Below are 22,914 nucleotides of genomic sequence, written 5' to 3' on the forward strand. Positions count from 1 at the left end.
CAGATATAAGTTATCGTACGACAAGATGACTCGTCTACGTGATTTTGCTTGTTTGGAAACATGTTGAAACAAATTCGCCCTGTGAATAGGCATTTAGCGCCATTCATGTTATTCCACAGTCATCTTTAAATATGGCGCTTTGCTGGACGTTTAGCCTATAAGGCTTCGATTCAAAGAGGTGTTATTGGGTCTTTTCAAGTGTTGTACGATGACCTATGATCGGTCGCAACCGACGACACTCCTGTCACAAATCCAATAAGAAGGCTCAAGACGTCCATGAGAATCACAGCAGTCAACGTCCAGGTTTTTTCCTATCCCACCCGCCGCGCAGTCGACAGCGCCGGTCATGCTCATCCCGGTGATGTCAGTCAGGCGCAAATGGCGTTGCTGCGCATCCAGACCGAAGACGGCAAGGAGGGTTACGCCCTCGGTGCGCCGGAGCTGATTCGTCCTTATGTGCTGGATGGTTTTGTGCGCAAGGTGCTGGTCGGGCAGAACGCCTTTGATCGCGAAAAGATCTGGCATGACCTGGCGCACTGGCAGCGTGGCAGCGCCAGCCAGTTGACTGATCGCGCGCTGGCGTTGGTCGAACAGGCGTTGTGGGATTGGGCGGGGCGCAAGCTGGGCGTGCCGGTGCACAAGTTGATCGGCGGTTTCCGCGACAAGGTGCCGGCGTACGGCTCAACCATGTGCGGCGATGAATTGCCGGAGGGCCTGGCGACGCCGGAAGACTACGGACGCTTTGCCGAAACGCTGGTCAAGCGCGGCTACAAGGCGATCAAGTTGCACACCTGGATGCCGCCGGTCTCGTTCGCACCGAGCCCGCGCATTGACATCAAAGCTTGTGCGGCAGTGCGCGAAGCGGTGGGCCCGGACATCGCCTTGATGCTCGACGGTTATCACTGGTACAGCCGCACCGAAGCGCTGTACATCGGACGCGAACTGGAAAAACTCGACTTCGCCTGGTTCGAAGAACCGATGATGGAAGAGTCCGCCGAATCCTATGCCTGGCTGGCGGGGCAACTGGACATTCCGGTACTCGGGCCGGAAACCCTGTCCGGCAAACACCTGAGCCGGGCCAGCTGGGTCAAGCACGACGTTTGCGACATCCTGCGTGCCGGCGTCGCCGGGGTCGGCGGGATCGGGCCTTGCCTGAAAGTTGCGCACATGGCCGAGTCGTTTGGCATGGACTGCGAAATCCATGGCAACGGCGCAGCCAACCTGACGGTGGTCGGCGCGATCAAGAACTGCACCTGGTACGAGCGCGGCTTGCTGCACCCGTACCTGGATTACGACGAGGTGCCGGCGTACCTCAAACGCCTGGTTGACCCGATGGACAGCGACGGTTTTGTGCATTTGTCCGACCTGCCAGGTCTGGGCGAAGACATCGACTTCAACTTCATCGAGATGAACACGCTTAAAAGCTTCTGACGTGTACGCGGGCTGCCCGGTGCATGCCGGGCTGTCCGAGAGCCCTATAAATATAAGAAAGGCACTCTCGCTATGAACATTCTTCCTTCGCTGTGGGCGCGGGTTCTGGCGGCTACCCTGACGGTGACCGCGCTACCTGTCGTCCATGCCAAAACCCCGGCCGATCAATTGATCGTCGGCATGAGCATGATCAATCTGCTGTCCCTCGACCCGGCGGCAGCCACTGGTCTGGACGTGTCCGAGATCAATGCCAACCTCTATGACATGTTGCTGGTGCAAGACGTCGCCGATCCGGATCAGCTGTTGCCGGCACTCGCCGAGCGCTGGCAAGTCAGCGACGACCGCAAGACCCTGACCTTCAATCTACGCCAGGGCGTGCAATTTCAATCGGGCAACCCGTTGAGCGCCGAAGACGTCGCCTGGTCGTTGCAGCGCGTGCTCAAACTCAACCTCGCATTGGCGTCGACCTGGAAGGCTTACGGTTTTACCGCCGAGAATGTCGAGCGTTCGATGCGCGCGATTGATGCCAATACCTTCGTCATTGAGCTGCCGCGACCCACCGATCCACAGTTGGTGCTCAACACGCTGGCGACGTCGCCCAGCGCCTTCATTCTCGACCGCAAAAAAGTCCTCGAACATCAGAAGAACAATGACCTCGGCGCCGCCTGGCTGGTGACGCACGCCGCCGGCAGTGGTGCCTTCGTGCTCAATGACTGGCGGGCCAACGACGTGATTCTGATGAGCCGTTTCGACGGTTATTGGGGTGGCCCGGCCAAGCTCAAGCGCATTGTCATGCGCAACATGACCGAGTCGCAGTCGTTGCGTCTGATGATCGAGCGGGGCGACCTCGACATCGCCAAAGGCATGTCGGCGCCGGACATTCAGGCCTTGCAGAAAAGCGACAAGGTCCGCACGCAAACCCTGCAACGCGGCACGCTGTATTACGTCGCACTGAGTGTGAAGCAGCCGATGTTCGCCGACGCGCGCGTGCGCAAAGCCGTGCGCTCGTTGATCGACTACCAGGGCATCAACCAGACCGTCATGCCGCACTACGGCGTGATCAATCAGCGGCCGATGCCGTTGGGACTGGCTGCGCGCCTGCCGGATCCGGGTTATCGACTGAATGTCGATGAGGCCAAAAAACTCCTCGCCGACGCCGGTTACCCCAACGGGTTCAAGACCAGCATCCGCGTGCTGGCCGAACCGCCGTTCATCAACATTGCCTCCAATCTGCAATCGACGTTGGCGCAGGCGGGGATCGAAGCCAGCATCATCACCGGCACCGGTAACCAGATCTACGGCGCCATGCGTGAGCGCAGTTTCGACATCATCGTTGGCCGTGGCGGTGGCGGCGCCGAACGTCATCCCCATTCGAGCCTGCGCACGCTGGTGTACAACCCGGATAACCGTGACGAAGCCAAACTGAGCAACTTCCAGGGCTGGCGCACTTCGTTCTACAGTCCCGAGTTGAATCAGTTGATCGAGAGTGCCGAAGTCGAGCCCGATGCGCAGAAACAGCAGGCGCAGTATCAGGACATCCAGCAGCAACTCGATCAGCAAGTGGGCGCGATTCTGCCGGTCTCACAGATGACCGACACGGTGCTGGTCTACGCCGATGTTGCCGATTTTCAGGGGCACACGGCCGCGACCACGCGCTACAAAGACGTCTACAAAAAACGCTGAAATGCACGGATGAACTTCGCGTGCCGGGTGCACCGGTAACCGTATTATCAGGAGCTGACTATGTTTGTTATGACTGCCTCTGCCATGGGAGCCCGCGCCTCCAATACCGCGCGGCGTGCCAGCACGGTACTGGTGACGTTGCTGGGCCTGCTGGCGCTGACGTTTATCATCGGTCGGGTGATGCCGCTCGATCCGGTGCTGGCGGTGGTCGGGCCGGACGCCGACAGTTCGACCTACGATCAGGTGTACCGGGCGATGGGGCTGGACAAGCCGATCTGGACCCAGTTCGGCCTGTACCTCAATGACTTGCTGCACGGCAATTTCGGCAACGCGCTGTTGACCGGGCACCCGGTGCTCGACGACATCCGCCGGGTGTTCCCGGCCACCATCGAGCTGGCGACCCTGGCCATCCTCTTCGGTGTGCTGATCGGTTTGCCGCTGGGCGTTTGCGCGGCGAGTAATCAAGGGCGACTGGGCGATCATGTCGCGCGAGTGATTACCCTGTTCGGCTATTCCACACCGATTTTCTGGCTGGGCATGATGGGCTTGCTGGTGTTTTACGCCTGGCTCGGCTGGGCCGGTGGCGCCGGTCGCATCGACCTGGCGTACGACGGCATGGTGCCCGAAGTCACCGGGCTGTTGCTGATCGATTCGAGCCTGGCGGGTGATTGGGAAGCCTTCGCCAGCGCCTTGCGCCACATCGTTTTGCCGGCGCTGATCCTCGGGCTGAACTCGGTGGCTTACATCAGTCGGATGACCCGCAGCTTCATGCTCGAGCAACTGTCTCAGGAATACATCATCACCGCTCGGGTCAAGGGTTTGTCCCGTCGCCAGGTGGTCTGGGGTCACGCCTTTCGCAACATCCTCGTGCAACTGCTCACAGTGGTGGCGCTGGCTTACGGCTCGCTGCTCGAAGGCGCGGTGCTGATCGAAACGGTTTTTGCCTGGCCCGGTTTCGGCCAGTACCTGACCAGCAGCCTGATGCTCGGCGACATGAACGCGGTGATGGGCTGTGTGCTGGTGATCGGTTTGATTTTTGTCGCGCTCAACCTGATCAGCGATGCCTTGTACAAGGTCTTCGACCCGCGCACGCGTTAACACGCCTGGCAGCAGCACTAAAAATTATAAAAAGAAGGATTTTTCAATGACGACTGCATTTACCAAACTGCACGCTGGCCTGTTGGCGGCGATCCTGGCGCTGGTGCCGATGACGCAGGTCAGCGCCAAGACGCCGGCCGATCAACTGATCGTCGGCATGAGCATGGTCAACCTGTTCTCCATCGATCCGGCCAACGCACCGGGCCTCGACGCTTCCGGCGTCAATGCCAATCTTTACGACACTCTGGTCAAGCGTGATCAGGGCAATCCGGAACAGCATCTACCGCAACTGGCCGAGCGCTGGACAATCAGCGACGATGGCAAGCAGATAACCTTTCATTTGCGTCAGGACGTGAAGTTTCACTCCGGCAATCCGCTGACCGCTGAAGACGTGGCCTGGTCGCTGTACCGGGTGATGAAGCTCAACTTCGGCCTGGCCACGACCTGGAAAGCCTACGGTTATAACGTCGACAACATCCAGTCACTGATCCGCGCCAGCGATGCCCACACGTTGGTCATCGACTTGCCGCAAACCATGGATCCGCTGTTGTTGATCGACTCGCTGGCGATCTCGCCGAGCGCAGTGGTGATCGATCGCAAAACAGCGTTGGCGCATGAGAAAAACGCTGACCTCGGTGCTAACTGGCTGGTGACCAACGAGGCCGGCAGCGGCCCCTTTGTGCTCAGCAAATGGACGGCGAACGACTCGTTGTTACTGACCCGCTTCGACGGTTATTGGGGCGGTGCTGCCAAGCTCAAGCGGGTGGTGGTGCGGCACATGACCGAATCGCAGTCGCTGCGGCTGATGCTGGAGCGCGGTGATCTCGATCTCGCGTACGGCATGGCCGCACCGGACATCCGCGCCATCGACGGTTCGGAAAAAATCCACGTGCAGTCACTGTCGCGCGGCACCATGTACTACGTCGCGCTGAGCATGAAGCAGCCCGAATTTGCCAATCCCAAAGTGCGCGAAGCGGTGCGTAACCTGATCGACTACAAGGGCCTGGACGAACAGGTGATGCCGTATTACGGCCAGCTGAATCAGCAGCCGATGCAACTCAGTCTGGCGGCGCGCCTGCCGGATCCGGGTTATCACATGGACGTCGCCAAGGCGAAAAAGCTCCTCGCCGAAGCGGGTTATCCGGACGGCTTCACCACGACCATTCGCACACTGTCAGAGCCGCCCTTCATCGACATCGCCGCCCGCCTGCAAGCGACGCTGGCCGAGGGCGGGATCAAGGCCAGTATCGTCAACGGCACGGGCAACCAGGTGTACGGCGCCATGCGCGCGCGCAACTTCGACATCATCGTTGCGCGCGGGGCCGAGCGCTATCCGCATCCGTATTTCAGCCTGCGCACGTTTGCCTACAACCCCAACAACAGCGATGACGCCGGCCTGCCGAATTTCCAGGGCTGGCGCGCGTCGTTTTTCAGCCCGCAGCTCAATAGCCTGATTGATCAGGCCGGGGTCGAACGCGATGCCGGCCAGCGCCTGAACCTGTATCACCAGGCGCAGAAAATCTACGACGAGCAGGTTGGCCCGATCATGATGATTTCGCAAATGACCGACACCGTGGTCAGCGCCGCCGACGTCAAGGGTTTTGCCGGTGATGATGCCGAGGCGACGCGTTATCTGGGTGTCTACAAACAACGCTGAACGCTGCCCGGTGCGTCGGCGTACGCGCCGGGTGATCCTCAATTCAATCCGAGAACATGCCCATGATTGCCAACATGTCGTCTACTGATTCGAGCGCCAAGCGGCGGTCGGATCGTACCCCCGGATCCAGCTTCGACGCCTTCTGCAAAAGTGCCCTGAAAGTCTTGCGGCATTTGCTGCGCAACCCGATGACCCTGGCCGGATTGCTGGTTGCGCTGGTGCTGGTCGTGGTGGCGCTGTTTGCGCCGTGGATCGCCACCCATGATCCGGTGGCGCAGAACCTCGCCAATGCCCTGCAGGCGCCGGGCGCTGCCCACTGGTTCGGCACCGATGAATACGGCCGGGACATCTTCAGTCGGTTGGTCTACGGCTCGCGTATCACGCTGTACATCATCACCCTGGTGACCGTGATCGTCGGCCCGATTGGCCTGTTTATCGGTACCGTCTCCGGCTACTACGGCGGTGTTGTCGACACGGTGTTCATGCGCCTGACCGACATCTTCATTTCCTTCCCCAGCCTGGTGCTGGCGCTGGCATTTATCGCTGCGCTCGGTCCGGGCCTGGAACACGCGGTGGTAGCGATTGCGCTGACGTCGTGGCCGCCGATTGCGCGACTGGCGCGGGCCGAAACCCTGTCGTTGCGCAAGGCCGACTTCGTCGTGGCGGTCGAGCTGCAAGGGGCTTCGTCAACGCGAATCATCCTGCGGCACATTGTGCCGATGTGCATGTCGTCGGTGATCATCCGCCTGACCATGAACATGGCCGGGATCATCCTCACCGCAGCGGCATTGGGCTTTCTCGGCCTCGGTGCGCAAGCGCCGTCGCCGGAGTGGGGCGCGATGATATCCACCGGGCGCCGCTACATGCTCGAGTGCTGGTGGCTGGTGGCTGTTCCGGGGGCCGCAATCATGTTGGTCAGCCTGGCTTTCAACCTGTTGGGCGACGGCCTGCGGGACATTCTTGATCCGCGCAGCGAGTAATCGGAGGCTGTATGTCTGCAATCAAATTGAACGTCGAAGGGCTCAATGTGCGCTTCGTCAATACTCAGAAAGAAACCCACGCCGTGCGCGACGTGTCCTTCACCCTGGGGCGGGAAAAACTCGCCATTGTCGGTGAGTCGGGCTCGGGCAAATCGACGGTCGGTCGCAGCCTCCTGAAGCTGCACCCGGCCAGCGCGCGGATCACCGCCAAGGCCATGCAGTTCGGTGAAGTCGATCTGCTGTCAGCTGGCGAAAAGGTCATGCAACAGATTCGTGGCCAGCGCATCTCGATGATTATGCAGGACCCGAAATACTCGTTGAATCCGGTGGTCAAGGTCGGCGATCAAATCGCCGAGGCGTATCTGGCGCACCACAGGGCCAGCCGCAGCGAGGCCCGCGAGCGGGTGCTGGAAATGCTCGAAAAGGTCCATATCCGTGATCCGCAACGGGTCTACAACCTGTACCCGCATGAGGTTTCCGGTGGTATGGGCCAGCGCATCATGATCGCGATGATGGTCATCACTCGTCCACAGGTGATCATCGCCGACGAGCCGACCTCGGCCCTTGATGTGTCGGTGCGTCAGCAAGTGCTCAACGTGCTGGAAGAACTGGTCGAACAGCAGGAAATGGGTCTGATATTCGTCAGCCACGACCTCAACCTTGTGCGCAATTACTGCGACCGCGTGTTGGTGATGTACGCCGGCAGGGTGGTCGAATCGCTGGCCGCCGGCGACCTGCAACATGCACAACATCCCTATACCCGAGGCCTGATGGCGGCGTTGCCGAGCATGGACAACCGTCGCGAACGGTTGCCGGTGTTGCAACGCGATCCACTGTGGCTGACTTGCTGAGGAATCGACCATGTCCATGATCCAAGCACACGCGCTGAACCTGAGTTTCGGCGCCGGCCCGGCCCTCAACCAGGTCCTGCACGACGTCAGCCTCAGTGTCGCCGACGGTGAATCCTTCGGTTTGGTGGGGGAGTCCGGCTCCGGCAAGACCACTGTATTGCGCTGTCTGGCCGGGCAGTACCGGCACTGGACGGGCGAGTTGAGCATTGCCGGCGCGCCGCTGCAGCACAAGATTCCCAAGGCGCATTTCCGTCAGGTGCAGATGGTGTTTCAGGACCCTTACGGCTCCCTGCATCCGCGCCACACCGTTGACACGGCGCTGCGTGAGCCGCTGATTATTCACGGCGTGCGCGACAAGGACGACCGGATCAACGAGATCCTGCTCAAGGTCGGTCTGAACGACAGTTACCGTTTTCGCTATCCGCACCAGTTGTCCGGTGGCCAGCGCCAGCGCGTGGCGATTGCCCGTGCGCTGATTCTCGAGCCGCGCGTGTTGCTGCTCGATGAGCCAACCTCGGCGCTGGATGTCTCGGTGCAGGCGGAGATTCTCAATCTGCTGGCGGATTTGCGCCGGCGCGAGAAACTCACCTACCTGATGGTCACTCACGATCTCGGTGTGGTCACGCACCTGTGTGATCGGGTGGCGGTGATGCAGCAGGGCAAGATCGTCGAGCTGCTCGACAGTCAGGCGCTCAGCCAGGATCTGGCAAGCCACGCCTACACGCGGATGCTGGTGCAGGCCAGTCGTGATTTCAGCCAGGAGTCGGTGCGCCAGCTCGCTGGTTAAGCCGATCCATCAAGGAGCACGACATGCCGCATTGCCTTATCGATTGCCCGCAAACCCTGGCCCAGCGTGTCGGCGAGCAAACCCTGCTCACGACCGTGCATGACGCCCTCGACGCCTTCGGCCTGTTCAAGGCCGGCGACATCAAGGTGCGCCTCAATACGTTTGAGCACTACCGCTGCGGCGCGGGCGAGGACGATTTTGTCCACGTCGTCCTGTCGGTGTTGTCCGGGCGCAGTGCTGAACAGCGCCGGCGTCTGGCCTCGGCGACCGTGGCGGCGCTGGTCGCTTTACTGCCGGACGTCGAGTCGCTGTCGATGGAGGTTGTGGAAATGCCCCGTGAGACGTTCGTCAACCGCAGCCAATTTCTGCAAGAAGCCGGATTGTCGGCCTGAACAAGGAGTGCTCATGCCTTATCGAAATGTTGTTCCGACGCGGCGCAAACAGCCTTTGGCCTTGTCGCTGGCAGCCACGTTGACGCTGGTTTGCAGCGTGCCGTCGTGGGCGCTGGAGGCGCCGGAAAAATTGCAGGTGCCGACTCTGGCCTACGATGATCAGCAGATCATCCTGGTCTGGGAAAAGCCCGCCGATCACGCCGATATCAGCGACTACCGGGTCTACGCCAACGGTGTGTTGCTGGGCGGCAGCAACGCCAACAATGACCGCATCTCGCCGGCCAAACCTTACATTGACCGCTTCTACGAACAGGATGTTGCCGGTTTTCACCATCGCATCGGCATTCACAGTTACACCGCGCAAGGCTTGAAACCGGATACGGCCTATCGGTTCACCGTGCGTTCGGTGGGCACCGATGGCAAAGAGTCGGCCGACAGCCCGCCCGTTTTACAACGGACGAGCAAGGTTGCCGCTGTGTTCGATGTCAGGAAATATGGCGCCAAGGGTGACGGCAAAAGCCTTGATACTTTGGCGATCCAGAACGCCATCGACGCCTGCACCCCCGGCTGCAAAGTATGGTTGCCCAAGGGCACCTATAAAAGCGGGGCGCTTTACCTGAAGAGCAACATCACCGTAGAAATCGCCGAGGGCGCAACGCTGCTGGGGTCCGAGCGTGCCGAAGACTATCCGCTCGCCGGCTACATCCAGTATCCGTATTCGAGCACCGTGCGCCCGGCGTCGCTGATCAATGCCTTGCCGCGCGATCCGCGTCAGCATCAGTCGTTCGAAAACATTCGCATCGTCGGCAAAGGCACGATTGACGGCAACGGCTGGAAGCGCCGCGCCGATGTCGTCGACGAACGCGGTCAGCCATTGCCGTTCTACCTGCCCAGCGACAACACCCGCTACCAGCAGGACGGCATTCTGGCCAAGGCGCAAGTCGAGCAAGCGGTCGCGCGCGGCATGAACGTCAAGGACGCCTACGGGCAGATGCGCTCGTCGCTGATCACCCTGCGCAACGTGAAAAACGTGTTCTACGGCGGTTTCACCGTGGTGAACCCGGCCTTCCACGGGATCATGAACCTGGAAACCGAAAACGTGGTGCTGGCCAATACCACGCATAAAACCTACGACGCCAATAACGGCGACGGCATCGAATTCGCCAACAGCAAGGGCGCGATGGTCTTCAACAACTTCTTTGATACCGGCGATGACTGCGTCAATTTTGCTGCGGGTACCGGGGCGGATGCCGTGCAGCAAAAGCCGCAGGAAGATGCCTGGATCTTCAATAACTACTTTCGCAAGGGCCACGGCATGGTGGTTGCCGGCAGCCATACCGGCGCGTGGATTCAAAACATCCTGGCCGAAGACAATGTTTCCGATGGCACCGATGCCGGCCTTCGCATGAAAAGCACCAACTTCATGGGCGGCGGCGCGCGTAACGTGATTTTCCGCGACTCGGCGATCCGCAATACGCTCAAGCAAGCGTTCATTTTTACCCTCGACTACAACGATCCGAACGCCAAGCTGGATTACCAGCGCTCAACCATTCCCGGGCAATTCCGCGATATCCGCGTCGCCGATGTGAGCATTGAAAATGCACAAGGCAAGGCGATTGAGGTCAAGGGCGACAGTCAGCACAACGCCTGGCATCAGGGGTTGGTGTTCGAGCGCGTCCGCTTCAGTGGTCCGGCCAAGGCGCAGATCGACGGGTTGAAGGATTCGCTGTTCGACCATGTGTCGTTCAGCGAGCATGGCGCCGCCAACCCGTGGCAAATCACCGGGAGTGTCGGGCTGACGTTCAAGGATGTGCAGCCGCCACCTCCGTAGAGCCTGATCAAGGTTTCGGCGTTTTACCGAGGTCTCCCGAGTCGCTTGAAGTAGCAGCATCTTTGGCCGTTTCATGTGACTCGGCGCCGGAGTTCGAGCCCGACGCCTCTTCACCTTTCTTGTCGGCCTTGTCTGCGTTGGACTGAGCTTTACCGGCCTGATTCACGCCGGGAAGCGCGGTCGGTGGCGCGGCAGACTCGTCAGCGGCCTGCCCGACTGCCGAGGCGAAAAGCGGGCAGGCCGCGAGAAGGCCAGTCAGGGTAATCGCTGCAATTTTTCTGTTCATGATGAGCGTCTTCCGGTCGAAGCGGATGGTGATCATTGGAAGTGCCCTGCGAGCAAAGGTGCCCGCTGCTGGACGGGCGGTCAGTCGCTGACGTTCTCATCACGTGAGGTCGACGATCTGGCCCCACTCAAGCCCGAACCGGCCGAGGTATTTTCTCAGTCGATCGGCGTCGTTGGCTTGTGCCTTGGCCTGGCGTGAAATTCCGAACAGCCGGCGGCCGGCATCGGACAAACTGTCAGCCTGTCGGCACACCTCGATTACTGCCTTCAATTGCAAACGGTCAAACAGATCCATGGTTTCGGCGTCCCCCGGCAACGCTCCTGAAATCGCCTGCGGTTGCGCCCAGCCCCACGCGTAGCGCAGCCGATCAATTTCCTCCTGCACCTGCGCCTCATCAATTCGTCCGCTGTCGGCCAGGGTCGCCATGCGCGTGATCGAGGCGGAGAGTTCGCGAAAGTTGCCCAGCCACGCCGCCTCGCGAGAGCTGGCGAACGCCAGATAACTGCGCCGGGCTTCCAGGTTGAAGCGCACCAGTTGCCCGTGTTCGCGGGCGTGGCGTTCCAGCTCGAAATCAATGTTCGGTTCGATGTCCTCGCGGCGGCCGGCGAGGCCGGGCAGATCGAACGTCCACAGGTTGATGCGCGCGTACAAATCTTCGCGGAACAGACCGTCAGCGACTCGGCTGCGCAGGTCGCGGTGGGTGCCGGCGATGATCAGGAAGTCGCTTTCCACTTCCTTGTCCGAGCCCAACGGAAAGAAGCGTTTTTCTTCAATCGCCTTGAGCAGCATTGCCTGTTCGTCTGCGCCCAGTTCGCCGATCTCATCGAGAAACAGCATGCCGCCATCGGCAGCGCGCAACAGGCCGTCGCGGGCATTCTGTGCGCCGGTGAAGGCGCCTTTGACATGGCCGAACAACGCCGACATCGCGCCATCGCCACGCAAGGTGGCGCAGTTCACCTCGACAAAACGCCCCTGCATCTGATGGCGACTGCGTTTGAGTTCGTAGATGCGTCGGGCGAGGAAGGATTTGCCGGCGCCGGTCGGGCCGATCAGTAGCATCGGTGCCTTGGAGCGCACAGCCACGCGCTCGATCTGTTCGATCGAGCGGTTGAAAGCCGCGTTGCGTGTGGCGATGCCGGACTTCAAGAACTCGAGGCCTTCGAGGCGCTTGTTGGCGAAGCGCGAAGCGATGCGATCGTAGCGCGACAGGTCGAGATCGATCAGGGCGTGAGTGCCGATGGCGTGATCGCTGTCGCTGTTGCGCTTGGCCGGGGAGGTCTGGATCAGCCGCGCCGGCAGATAGCGCGCCTCGGTCAGCAGGAACCAGCAAATCTGCGCGACGTGGGTGCCGGTGGTGATGTGGACGAGGTAGTCCTCGCGCTCGGTGTCGAAATCGTAGGCGGTGGTGAAGTCGTGCAGAGCACCGTAGACCTCTTCGAAATCCCATGGGTTGCGCAGTGCCATTGGGTGCAAGCGCACCTCGGTCTCCGGTGAAACCTGCTGGATGTCGGCGCGCACCCGCTCGGCGAGGCTGACGTCGCGGGCGTCGGTGCCGTGAATCAGCTCGAGCCGGTTGATCAGCACGTCGTGCTGTTGGCACAAGCCAACACTGGGGCGCCAATGGCTCCAGCGATTGGCGCCTTTGCCGACGCGATCGAGGGTGGCGCCGATAAAACCGATGGCGACGGTTTGCTTGTTTGGCATGTTTATCTCAAAAGATAAAAAACGATATCCAATGATAAATATTCGGTGAGGGTTTTGTCGTCAATTCATTCGATGAAAAACGGATTAGTAAATAAAATCGATATAAATCAAGAAGATATAAATTTTATTTGAGAAAAATCAAAAGCTGGCACAGCCGCTGCAATACCTATCGCAACGAACAGGACAACACAGCGAGACGCCAAGATGGCCAACTCAAATCTCTTCAACACGCAATCGAATCACTTGCTGGCTTGCGACACCTTGAATGCTTCCGGTGCCAGCGCTTATGCCTACAGCCCGAAGCACCAACTGGCGCAATTGGCAGTGACCGGTTGCCTGAACCAGACCTTTTACGCCTGCGCAGAAAGTCAGCTGGATCAAGTGCTGAAGCTGGTGGGCGAGCTCGACAGTCGCTTCGTGGCGAAAGCCGCGATCTACGCTCGCAAGAAAGGTCACATGAAAGACATGCCGGCATTGTTGCTGGCGACATTGACCGCGCAGCGTTCAAGTCTGGTGCCAGAGGTTTTCGAGCAAGTCATCGACAGCGGCAAAATGCTGCGCAACTTTGTACAGATCCTGCGTAGCGGTGCCACCGGGCGTAAATCCCTTGGCTCGCAACCCAAGCGTCTGGTGCAGAACTGGCTGAACAGCGCGACCGAGCGGCAATTGCTGCAAGCGTCGATCGGCAATCAACCGTCGTTGGCGGACGTGGTGAAGATGGTTCACCCCAAACCTGCCGAAGCGTGGCGCGAAGCGTTTTTCGCCTGGTTGATCGGTAAACCGGTGGAGGCGAAGGCCTTGCCGGAGCTGACTCGCGATTTGCTGGCGTTTCGCAGCGGCGCGAGTGATGAAGTGCCGGCGGTGCCGTTTCAGTTGCTCGGCAACGAAACAATGAGCAAGGAGCAATGGGCCACTCAAGCCCGCAACATGGGCTGGCAGGGATTGCGCATCAACCTCAACAGCCTGGCGCGCCACGGCGCGTTTGAAGTACCGGGTTGCATCGAATATGTTGCGGCGCGATTGGCCGATCCACAGGAAGTGGCGAAGGCGCGGGTGTATCCGTACCAGTTGTTGTCGGCTTATCGGATGATGGGCGAAAACACCCCGGCGGCGATCCGCGACGCCTTGCAGGAGGCGCTGGAGTTGTCGCTGGCCAACGTGCCCAAGCTTGAGGGCGCAGTAGTGGTTTGCCCGGATGTGTCGGGTTCGATGGGCAGCCCGGTGACCGGTTATCGCCCTGGTGCGACCTCGCAGGTGCGCTGCATCGACGTAGCGGCGCTGGTGGCTGCAGCGGTCTTGCGCAAACAGCCGGCTGCCTGGGTGATGCCGTTCGAGATCAACGTGGTGGGTATCCAGCTCAACCCGCGTGACAGTGTGATCAGCAACGCCGAGAAGCTCGCCGGCATTTTTGGCGGCGGCACCAACTGCTCGGCACCGCTGAAGAGATTGGCGGACAGCGAAGCCAGGGTCGATACGTTGATCATGGTCTCGGACAACGAATCGTGGATCGATTCGCAGCGTTACGGCGCCAGCGAGACGATGCGCCAATGGGAACGGATAAAGAAGCTCAACCCACAAGCCCGACTGGTGTGCATCGACATCCAGCCAGGCTATGCAACACAGGCGGCGGATCGTGATGACATCTTGAATGTCGGCGGTTTCAGCGATGCGGTGTTCGATGTGATCGAGCAGTTCACCAGCGGCCAATACAGTGCGCAGCACTGGGTCGAGGCGATCGAAAGCGCGTCATGAATTGATTGATCACCGGCGCTGAATGCCGATGGGACTACATCCAATACGTCTCATCAAGCCCTTGTCAGCGCCAGTGACGGCACGAATGCCTGATGGCTGTACATCTTAGGCCGGTTAAGTCCGGAGCGCGGCAACGCGCAACAGTCATCAACTTTTGTCGTGCCACCTTTTTTGCAGTTATCGGCAGCGAATGCGACAGGTACTCCATCGGAACGCGGGTTCGACACCCGCCCCGGCAACGGGGGCTCAACTGGCAGAGCCACAGTGCCTGTGTTTTTGTCGCTGCGACTTACAGAACAACGCCGAATCATCGGCCAATGAATAAAGAATGAAGACATGAAAGAACACGCTTACCAACTGCTCGAAGTCGCCAACGGCAAACCGATCAAACTCTGGACCGAAGGCGTCCCGGTGGAAAACGAGGCCCGCGAGCAGTTGATGAACACCGCGAAAATGCCGTTCATCTTCAAACATCTGGCGGTCATGCCGGACGTGCACCTGGGCAAGGGCTCGACCATCGGCAGCGTGATCCCGACCGTCGGCGCGATTATTCCGGCAGCGGTCGGCGTCGACATCGGCTGCGGCATGATCGCCGCGCGCACGTCGCTGACCGCCGCTGATTTGCCGGACAACCTGCTCGGTCTGCGCAGCGCTATCGAGCAAGCCGTGCCGCATGGCCGCAGTTCAAACCGCTCGCGACGCGACAAGGGCGCCTGGGATGAAATCCCGCAGCAAGCCGATCAGGCCTGGGCGGGGCTGCAGCCACGGTTCAAATTGATTACCGACAAGTACCCGAAACTGGCCAACACCAACAACCGTGGGCACCTCGGTACGCTCGGCAGCGGCAACCACTTTATCGAAGTGTGCCTGGATGAAGCCAACCGGGTCTGGTTCATGTTGCACAGTGGCTCGCGCGGTGTCGGCAACGCCATCGGCAACCTGTTCATCCAGATGGCTCAGGCGGATATGCGTCAGCACATCGCCAACCTGCCGGACCGTGACCTGGCCTACTTCGAAGAAGGCAGCCAGCACTTTGATGATTATGTGGAAGCGGTGGGTTGGGCGCAGGACTTCGCCAGGCAAAACCGTGAGCTGATGATGCGCGCAGTGATTCAGGCGACACGGCAGATTATTCGCAAGCCGTTTGAAGTGGCGCTGGAAGCGGTCAACTGCCACCACAACTACGTGCAGAAAGAGCGGCATTTTGGTGAAGAGGTGCTGGTTACCCGCAAAGGCGCGGTGTCGGCGAAGAAGGGCGAGTTGGGGATTATTCCGGGCTCGATGGGTGCCAAGAGTTTCATCGTTCGCGGTCTGGGCAACGAAGAGTCGTTCAGCTCCTGCAGCCACGGCGCCGGCCGCACGATGAGCCGCACCAAGGCGAAGAACACCTTCACCGTCGAAGATCAGATTCGCGCCACTGCCCACGTCGAGTGCCGCAAGGACGAAGCGGTGATCGACGAAATTCCGATGGCCTACAAGGACATCGACAAAGTCATGCACGCCCAGCGTGAGCTGGTGGAAGTGCTGCACACCTTGCGTCAGGTGGTGTGCGTCAAAGGATAAAAGGAAAAGCAAGTCATGGAACTGCAAGAGCGTCATCCGCTGTGCGCCACAATGCGTGCGCGGGTACTGGAAGAGCTGGCGCGCATAGAGCGTGAACGTAATGTCACGGTGTTATACGCCTGTGAGTCAGGCAGCCGGGCCTGGGGTTTTGCCTCGACCGACAGCGATTACGACGTGCGGTTTGTTTATGTGGAAAAGCCCGAGTGGTTCGTTCAGGTCGATGCGCCGCGCGATGTGATCGAACGTCCGCTGGGCGATGAACTCGACGTCAGTGGCTGGGAACTGCGCAAGACCCTCGGGTTATTGCGCAAATCCAATCCGACGTTACTGGAGTGGCTCGACTCGCCGCTGGTTTATCGCAGTGAAACCGCTCAGGTGGCACAGCTGCGCGAACTCGCCGAAGCGTTCTACAGCCCGCCAGCGGCGCGCAGTCACTATCTGTCGATGGCGAAGAAGAACTTTCGCGGTTACCTGCAAGGTGGAACCGTCCGTTTCAAGAAGTACTTCTATGTGCTGCGGCCGCTGCTGGCGGTGCGCTGGATCGACCAGGGCCGAGGGCGGCCGCCGATGACGTTCGCCGACCTGCTGACCACCGTCGACGACCGCGCGCTGCTCGCGGAAGTCGACGAACTGCTGGCCCTCAAACGCAATGCCGACGAGAGCGCTTACGGGCCGCGTCGTCCGGCGCTGCACGGGTTCATCGCCGCCGAACTTGAGCGCGAAGTGCCCACATTACTCAGAACTCAGGAAGACTCGCGACGTCTGGATCGGTACCTCAGGGATACCGTCGGGCGATACGCGTAAGGAATGCAATGAAACAGGAAGTGATAGAACTGGACGGTGCCATCGGTGGCGGCCAGGTGTTGCGCAGTGCCTTGAGCCTGTCGATGCTGACAGGCAGGGCATTTCGCATTAAACAGATCCGCGCCAAACGCAGCCGTCCGGGATTGCTCAGGCAACATTTGACGGCCGTCATGGCGGCGGCCGAGGTCTGCGGCGCGACGGTTTCCGGTGCGCAGTTGGGCTCGCAAGCGTTGAGCTTTGAGCCCGGCGCGATTCGCTCTGGCGAATACCAGTTCGCTATCGGCACCGCCGGCAGTTGCACGCTGGTCTTGCAGACCTTGTTGCCGGCGCTGTTGCGGGCACCAGAGGTGAGTCGGGTGCGCATCTCGGGTGGCACGCATAACCCGCTGGCGCCGCCGACCGACTTTCTCTCGCGCAGCTGGTTGCCGCTGTTGCGGCGTATGGGCGCAAACGTCGAGCTGGACTTGTTGCGACATGGATTTGTCCCGGCAGGCGGTGGCGAGATCGAGGTGAACGTGCAGCCGTCGAACCTGATGCGGCTGGACTTGTGTGAACGTGGCGAGGCGATTTCGCAGCACGCATCGGCGCTGACCGCCGGGCTGGCGCCGACGGTGGCCGAACGTGAGTTGAGCCAGGTTGCCAAGCGCTTGAGTCTGCCGCCTGCGGCGCTGCAACATGTCACGCTCGATCCGGCGCGGGGGCCGGGCAATGTGTTGTTGCTGGAGTACGCATTCGAGCACGTCACCGAAGTGTTCAGCGCGTTTGGCCAAGTGTCGCTACGGGCGGAAAAAGTAGCCGACGCCGCGATCAATCAGGCCGCCGACTGGTTGCGTAGTGGTGCTGCGGTGGCCGAGCACCTTGCCGATCAGTTGCTGTTGCCAATGGCGCTGGCCGGTGGTGGCTCGTTCACCACGCCACGCATGACCGAGCATCTGCACAGCAATATCGCGGTGATCGAGTTGTTTTTGCCGGTTCGCATCGATTGTCGGGAGGAGGGCGCTGATCGATTGCGCGTTGAGGTCATCGCCATTTGATTGCCAGGCCAGGGCGGTGGGATTTCATCAGGAAACCCCACCGCCCTTTTTTACGTCCGCAAAAAACTCGCGAAAGGCGGCAAATTGCTGGCCCCCGGATTTTTGCTTCCCCGGCAAAATCGCCTTTTTTCAAAAGGTTAGGTTGGCTCTATGCGGACGATTGTCATCACCGTTGCAACGCTTTCCCTGGCTGTTTTCGCGGTGGGAGTGCAGGCGAAAGAACTGAGCAAAAGCCATCGCTTTGCCTGCACCTGGGGCTCGGAGATTGCTGCCGGTGCCCAGCAATCGAAGTTGTCGGGCGTCTCGCTGTACGGCGCACGCAAACAATTGCAGGTGCGCCGGTTCCAGCAGCCCTGGATGCGCATGACCGCGATGGGGATTACCGAGCAAACCTACAACAGCACGTCGAAGCTTAAGCCAGCGGCGGTCAAGCAGACCTATTACGAACAATGCGTGCGCCACGAATTGGCCCAGCGTTAATACAAAAAGCCCAACCTGAACAGGTTGGGCTTTTTCATGCCTGACGAATCTCAGCGTCACTTTTCACTTTCGCAATTGACCATCCACGACACGCCAAAACGATCCACCAACATGCCGAAGCGTGCGGCCCAGAAGGTCGCTTCCAGCGGCATGTCGACGCGACCGTCCTTGGCCAGTGCGTTGAACACGCGCTCCGCTTCGGCGATGCTGTCTACGTTCAGCGAAATCGAGCAGCCGCTCATGCCTTGAGTCGGCCGATCGGGCGTGGTGTCCGAGGCCATGATCATTTGATCGCCGACTTTCAGGCAAGTGTGAATGATCAGGTGCTGATGCTCTTTAGGCACATGCTCGGCGGCGGGTGTTTCGCCGAACGTCATCATGGCCTCCAGTGTTCCCGGCAAGGCTTGTTCGTAGAAGGTGAAGGCTTCGCGGCAATCACCGTTGAAGATCAGGTACGGGTCGATTCTCATGTCTCTGCTCCCGGCAGTCAGGCGCGGAGCGTGGCGGGTGTTCGCCGGGTTCCGCGTGGGGCGGTTAAAACATAGCAGAGCGTTGGACGCCGCAAAGACCCGATTCTTCCAGATGTTTTTGTTCTAAAAAACGCGTCGACAATAACGCGCTCGTCGTGTGAAATTCGGTCGTAGCGCTGGAGTACCATAACGCACCACCATCGCCTGCCGAGTCCAATGCCCCATGCCTGATCTATCGCGTTTCAGCTCTTTGTTCGATCAGGCGCAGCGCGCCTTGCGTTTGGTTTGGGGGACATCGCGCGGCTTGTTTCTGGGGCTGGTGCTGGCAACGTTGGTTGCCGGTTTGCTGCCGGCACTGGCGGCGTGGTTGGGGCAGCGGATTGTCGATGCCGTGGTTACAGCGATGCAGTTACACGCACAACACGGCAGTGCGCCGCTGTGGCCAGTGTTGCGGTACGTTTTGTTGGAGGCCGGGGTATTGGCGTTGTTGTCCGGCACACAACGGGCACTGTCGGTGCAGCAGTCGCTGTTGCGGGTGCAGCTAGGGCAGAAGGTCAATACGCTGATCCTGGAAAAAGCGCAGACCCTGTCACTGGTGCAGTTCGAGAACTCCGAGTTCTACGACAAACTGGTGCGTGTCCGTCGCGAGGCTTCGACCCGGCCACTGGCGCTGGTCATGAAGTCGTTGGGCTTGATTCAGAACCTGATCATGCTGATCAGCTTTGGTGTGCTGCTGGTGCATTTTTCGCCTTGGGCGCTGGTGCTGCTGGTGGTGGGGGCGTTGCCGGTGTTCTTCGCCGAAGCGCACTTTTCCGGGGACGCCTTTCGCCTGTTCACCCGCCGCGCGCCGGAGAGTCGGCAGCAGAATTACATCGAAACCTTGCTGTCCCACGAGACCTATATCAAAGAGGTCAAGCTGTTCGGTTTTGCACCGTTGTTGCTGCAACGCTACCGCGACACGTTCGCCAGGCTGTATGCCGAAGACCGACGCCTGACGTTGCGGCGCGATGGCTGGGGTTTCGCTCTCGGTCTTCTCGGTACCGCGGCATTTTACGCGGCCTATGCCTGGGTGGTGATCGATGCCGTGCATGGCCAGATCAGCCTCGGCCAGATGACCATGTATCTGGTGCTGTTCAAGCAAGGCCAAAGCGCGGTGAGCAGCAGTCTAAGTGCGATCAGCGGCCTGTACGAAGACGGCCTCTACCTGACGAGTCTTTATGAATACCTGGCCGAACCGGTGCAGGTGGATTCCGGTCACCTGACGGTCGGCGTCTGCCCGGGCGATGGTTTGCGTTTCGAAAACGTCGGTTTCCGTTACCCCGGTGCCAGTCGGCCGGCACTGGAAAACATTGACCTGCAACTGGTGCCCGGCAAGAGTGTGGCGCTGGTCGGGGAGAACGGTTCTGGCAAGACCACACTGATCAAGTTACTGACCCGGCTCTACCGCCCCGATCAAGGGCGCATCCTGCTCGACGGCAGCGATTTGCAGGATTGGCAGGAGACCGCGTTGCGTCGGCGGATTGGCGTGATTTTTCAGGACTACATTCGCTACCAGTTCAGCGTCGGAGAAAACATCGGCGTCGGCGATACTTTGGCGTTTAACGATTCGCAACGATGGAAAGAGGCCGCTGCCCAAGGCATGGCTGCCCCCTTTATCGAAGGGCTCGACAAGGGCTATGCCACGCAATTGGGACGCTGGTTTGCCGGTGGCCAGGAGTTGTCTGGCGGGCAGTGGCAGAAGATTGCCTTGTCCCGCGCGTACATGCGCCGTGAAGCCGACATTCTGATCCTCGATGAACCGACTTCCGCCCTTGATCCGGCGGCCGAAGCGGCGGTGTTCGAGCATTTCAGCCAGCACAGCGAAGGTCGCATGACCTTGCTGATTTCCCATCGTTTTTCCAGCGTGCGCAATGCCGACCATATTATCGTGCTGCAACAAGGCCAGATTCTGGAACAGGGCGGCCACGATCAACTGATCGCCGCTGCCGGGCATTACGCGCAACTGTTCGATTTGCAGGCTCGCGGCTACCGTTAAGTATCCCGTCCGCTGCGCACGGTTGCCGGCCCGGCCATCCGTGGGGCGGGCTTGCTCTGCATCAGGCTGTCGAGCGCCTTGCGGTAATTCTGCCCGCCGAGCGCCATGCTGTTGTTGTGCGTTGCCCCCGGCACCAGCAACAGGCGTTTGGGTTGTTGCGCGGCGTTGAACAGTTGCTCGCTGAAACGCGGAGGAACGAAAGCGTCAGCCAGACCGTGAACCACCAGCAGCGGCATATGAATGTCGGCGATCTTGTCGATCGAATCGAATTTCTGCGACAGCAGCCAGCGCACCGGCAGTGACGTGTTGGCCACGGACGCGGCGACATCCGCCAGCGTGGTGAAGGTGGACTCGATCACCAGTCCGCGCACGGGTAGCGCGGAGTGATCGCGGGCGGCCGCCTGCCCAAGTTCCGCTGCCAGATCGATCGCCACGGCGCCGCCCAGCGAGTGCCCGTAGATCAGGCGTTTGGCGGGATCCGGTTGCAGCAGTTTGAAGCGCTCCCACGCCACCCTCGCGTCTTCGTAGACACTGCTTTCCGATGGCAGATCACCGTGACTCTTGCCGAAACCACGGTAGTCGATGGCCAGCACTGAATAACCCGCCGCGCGCAATTGTTCGATGCGGAACAACTGTCCGGTGAGGTTCCAGCGCACGCCATGCAGATAGAGAATGGCCGGCGCATTGGCCTTTTCCGCCGGCCACCACCAGGCATGAATGTTCTGCCCGGCCTTGAAACTCTTTGGTTGCAGGTCGAGTTCCTGCACGCTGCCAGGCAAGCCGTGATACCAGCCGGCGGTGCCCGGTTCGATGCGAAACAGCAGTTTGCGTTCGGTGTGTTCGAGTACGGCACAACTGGTCGGCACGCCGATAATCAGCGCGGCCATGCAGGCGAACGCCAAACGGCGGCGGCGCAGACGCGTCATGAAGGACAGGAACATTAAACGTTTCACCCAGGCGCAGACAAAGAAGGCTTTTTACCAGATGACTTGGTCTGCGCGTGAATTTTTCGACCACCGTCCCGGCGCAACGATTACAAAATGCTGCAACGATTCACACCACCCTTAGCACGATCTTGCCGATATGGTCGCCGGCCTCCATGTGCGCGTGAGCCTGAACCGCATCGTTGAGCGAATAAACCTTGTCGATCATCGGCAGGCAGCGCCCGGCAGCCAGCGCTGGCCATACATGCTCACGCAGTTGATCGGCAATCGCGGCTTTTTCGACAGCAGTGCGGGCGCGCAAGAGGGAACCGGTGATGACCGCACGTTTGGCCATCATTGCCAGCAGATCAAAGTCAGTGGCCCGTGCGCCGCCAAGGAAACCGAGCATGACCAGACGACCGTCCATCGCCAGAGCGCTGACGTTAGCGTTGAGGTACGAACCGCCCATGATGTCGAGGATCACATTGACGCCCTGGCCTGCAGTTTTATCGGCGATGACTTCGGCGAACTCCTGCTCGCGATAGTTGATCGGCAAGCCGCCAAGCTTGCTGATCGCTGCGCATTTGTCCGGGCTGCCGGCGGTGGCGAACGCTTCTATACCGAATTCGCGGCAGAGCATCAGTGCGGTAGTGCCGATGCCGCTGGTGCCACCGTGAATCAGCGCGCGTTGACCATGGCTGGCGCCGCCTAGGCCGAACAGGTTGGCCCACACGGTAAAGAACGTTTCCGGGATCGCAGCGGCGTGCACCCAGTCCACGCCATCGGGAGTCGGCAGGGTCTGGCCGGCCGGGACTGCGCAGTATTCGGCATAACCGCCGCCATTGGTCAGCGCGCAGACTTTGTCGCCCACGGCGAACTGACTGACACCCGCCCCGAGCGCCACGATTTCACCGGCGACCTCCAGCCCGGGAATCGGATTCATGCCGGGTTTCATCGGGTATTTGCCAGCACGCTGCAAGGCGTCCGGCCGGTTGATTCCGGCAGCGTGTACGCGGATCAGTACTTCGCCTTGTGCCGCGACCGGCAGCGGCACGCGTCGAGGTTGCAAGACCTCGGGGCCTCCGGGTTCGGTGATTTCGATTCGGGTCATTTCATTGGGCAGGGACATATCGTTTCTCTTGGCTTGAGTGGT

20 protein-coding genes are annotated in these 22,914 nt (G+C 60.2%); 15 read left to right on the plus strand and 5 right to left on the minus strand.

The window, feature by feature from the left end; all coding sequences use genetic code 11:
• Positions 1–276: 276 nt before the first annotated feature.
• The 9 genes from ACZ0A4_RS05235 (at position 277) to ACZ0A4_RS05275 (ending at position 10,710) form a co-directional block, all read left to right on the plus strand.
• A complete protein-coding gene (locus ACZ0A4_RS05235; RefSeq protein WP_463573407.1) occupies positions 277–1,431 on the plus strand; it encodes a mandelate racemase family protein in 1,155 nt (384 codons plus the stop codon).
• Between the two features lie 72 nt (positions 1,432–1,503).
• Entirely contained in the window at positions 1,504–3,114 is a 1,611-nt protein-coding gene (locus ACZ0A4_RS05240) for an ABC transporter substrate-binding protein (RefSeq protein ID WP_463573408.1), read from the plus strand.
• A gap of 84 nt (positions 3,115–3,198) precedes the next feature.
• On the plus strand, positions 3,199–4,212 hold the full coding sequence (locus ACZ0A4_RS05245; RefSeq protein ID WP_016987798.1) for an ABC transporter permease: 1,014 nt from the start codon (positions 3,199–3,201) through the stop codon (positions 4,210–4,212).
• A gap of 46 nt (positions 4,213–4,258) precedes the next feature.
• Entirely contained in the window at positions 4,259–5,869 is a 1,611-nt protein-coding gene (locus ACZ0A4_RS05250; RefSeq protein WP_463573409.1) for an ABC transporter substrate-binding protein, read from the plus strand.
• 62 nt (positions 5,870–5,931) lie between these two features.
• Positions 5,932–6,849: an ABC transporter permease gene (locus tag ACZ0A4_RS05255; RefSeq protein WP_034152645.1), complete on the plus strand. Its 918-nt coding sequence runs from the start codon at positions 5,932–5,934 to the stop codon at positions 6,847–6,849.
• An 11-nt stretch (positions 6,850–6,860) separates the two neighbouring features.
• The gene (locus tag ACZ0A4_RS05260) at positions 6,861–7,700 is read left to right on the plus strand and encodes an ABC transporter ATP-binding protein (RefSeq protein WP_463573410.1); all 840 of its coding nucleotides are present in this window, start codon (positions 6,861–6,863) and stop codon (positions 7,698–7,700) included.
• Positions 7,701–7,710: 10 nt separating this feature from the next.
• Positions 7,711–8,487 carry an ABC transporter ATP-binding protein gene (locus tag ACZ0A4_RS05265; RefSeq protein WP_463557559.1) on the plus strand — a complete coding sequence of 259 codons (777 nt, stop codon included), beginning with the start codon at positions 7,711–7,713 and terminating at the stop codon, positions 8,485–8,487.
• A 23-nt stretch (positions 8,488–8,510) separates the two neighbouring features.
• Positions 8,511–8,879, plus strand: a complete 369-nt coding sequence (locus ACZ0A4_RS05270; RefSeq protein WP_463573411.1) for a 5-carboxymethyl-2-hydroxymuconate Delta-isomerase — start codon at positions 8,511–8,513, stop codon at positions 8,877–8,879.
• A 13-nt stretch (positions 8,880–8,892) separates the two neighbouring features.
• A complete protein-coding gene (locus tag ACZ0A4_RS05275; protein ID WP_463573413.1) occupies positions 8,893–10,710 on the plus strand; it encodes a glycosyl hydrolase family 28 protein in 1,818 nt (605 codons plus the stop codon).
• 7 nt (positions 10,711–10,717) lie between these two features.
• Here the strand turns inward: ACZ0A4_RS05275 and ACZ0A4_RS05280 are convergent, their stop codons facing one another.
• Positions 10,718–10,996 (minus strand): hypothetical protein, encoded by a 279-nt coding sequence (locus tag ACZ0A4_RS05280; protein WP_463577489.1) that lies wholly within the window; start codon positions 10,994–10,996, stop codon positions 10,718–10,720.
• Positions 10,997–11,095: 99 nt separating this feature from the next.
• Positions 11,096–12,700, minus strand: coding sequence for an RNA repair transcriptional activator RtcR (gene rtcR, locus ACZ0A4_RS05285; RefSeq protein WP_463573414.1), 1,605 nt, complete (start codon positions 12,698–12,700; stop codon positions 11,096–11,098).
• A 204-nt stretch (positions 12,701–12,904) separates the two neighbouring features.
• Between rtcR and ACZ0A4_RS05290 the strand changes: the two genes are divergently transcribed.
• The 5 genes from ACZ0A4_RS05290 to ACZ0A4_RS05310 all read left to right on the plus strand — a co-directional run bounded on the left by ACZ0A4_RS05290 (position 12,905) and on the right by ACZ0A4_RS05310 (position 18,333).
• On the plus strand, positions 12,905–14,452 hold the full coding sequence (locus tag ACZ0A4_RS05290; protein WP_463573415.1) for an RNA-binding protein: 1,548 nt from the start codon (positions 12,905–12,907) through the stop codon (positions 14,450–14,452).
• Between the two features lie 336 nt (positions 14,453–14,788).
• Entirely contained in the window at positions 14,789–16,015 is a 1,227-nt protein-coding gene (locus tag ACZ0A4_RS05295; RefSeq protein WP_463573417.1) for an RtcB family protein, read from the plus strand.
• Positions 16,016–16,030: 15 nt separating this feature from the next.
• Positions 16,031–16,819, plus strand: a complete 789-nt coding sequence (locus tag ACZ0A4_RS05300) for a nucleotidyltransferase domain-containing protein (RefSeq protein WP_463573418.1) — start codon at positions 16,031–16,033, stop codon at positions 16,817–16,819.
• 8 nt (positions 16,820–16,827) lie between these two features.
• Positions 16,828–17,853 carry an RNA 3'-terminal phosphate cyclase gene (rtcA, locus tag ACZ0A4_RS05305; RefSeq protein ID WP_463573420.1) on the plus strand — a complete coding sequence of 342 codons (1,026 nt, stop codon included), beginning with the start codon at positions 16,828–16,830 and terminating at the stop codon, positions 17,851–17,853.
• Between the two features lie 150 nt (positions 17,854–18,003).
• Positions 18,004–18,333, plus strand: a complete 330-nt coding sequence (locus tag ACZ0A4_RS05310) for a hypothetical protein (protein WP_463573421.1) — start codon at positions 18,004–18,006, stop codon at positions 18,331–18,333.
• 56 nt (positions 18,334–18,389) lie between these two features.
• On the opposite strand, the gene ACZ0A4_RS05315 is transcribed toward ACZ0A4_RS05310, so the two are convergent.
• Complete coding sequence (locus tag ACZ0A4_RS05315; protein WP_463573423.1) at positions 18,390–18,803, minus strand: VOC family protein; 414 nt, start codon at positions 18,801–18,803, stop codon at positions 18,390–18,392.
• 223 nt (positions 18,804–19,026) lie between these two features.
• On the opposite strand from ACZ0A4_RS05315, the gene ACZ0A4_RS05320 reads away from it, so the two are divergent.
• On the plus strand, positions 19,027–20,838 hold the full coding sequence (locus ACZ0A4_RS05320; protein ID WP_463573424.1) for an ABC transporter ATP-binding protein: 1,812 nt from the start codon (positions 19,027–19,029) through the stop codon (positions 20,836–20,838).
• On the opposite strand, the gene ACZ0A4_RS05325 is transcribed toward ACZ0A4_RS05320, so the two are convergent.
• Complete coding sequence (locus ACZ0A4_RS05325) at positions 20,835–21,779, minus strand: alpha/beta hydrolase (protein ID WP_463573425.1); 945 nt, start codon at positions 21,777–21,779, stop codon at positions 20,835–20,837. The two genes, ACZ0A4_RS05320 and ACZ0A4_RS05325, sit on opposite strands and share 4 nt — an antisense overlap.
• A gap of 112 nt (positions 21,780–21,891) precedes the next feature.
• The gene (locus tag ACZ0A4_RS05330) at positions 21,892–22,890 is read right to left on the minus strand and encodes an NAD(P)H-quinone oxidoreductase (protein ID WP_463573427.1); all 999 of its coding nucleotides are present in this window, start codon (positions 22,888–22,890) and stop codon (positions 21,892–21,894) included.
• Positions 22,891–22,914: the final 24 nt, after the last annotated feature.

Source organism: Pseudomonas sp. AC172, assembly GCF_979258595.1.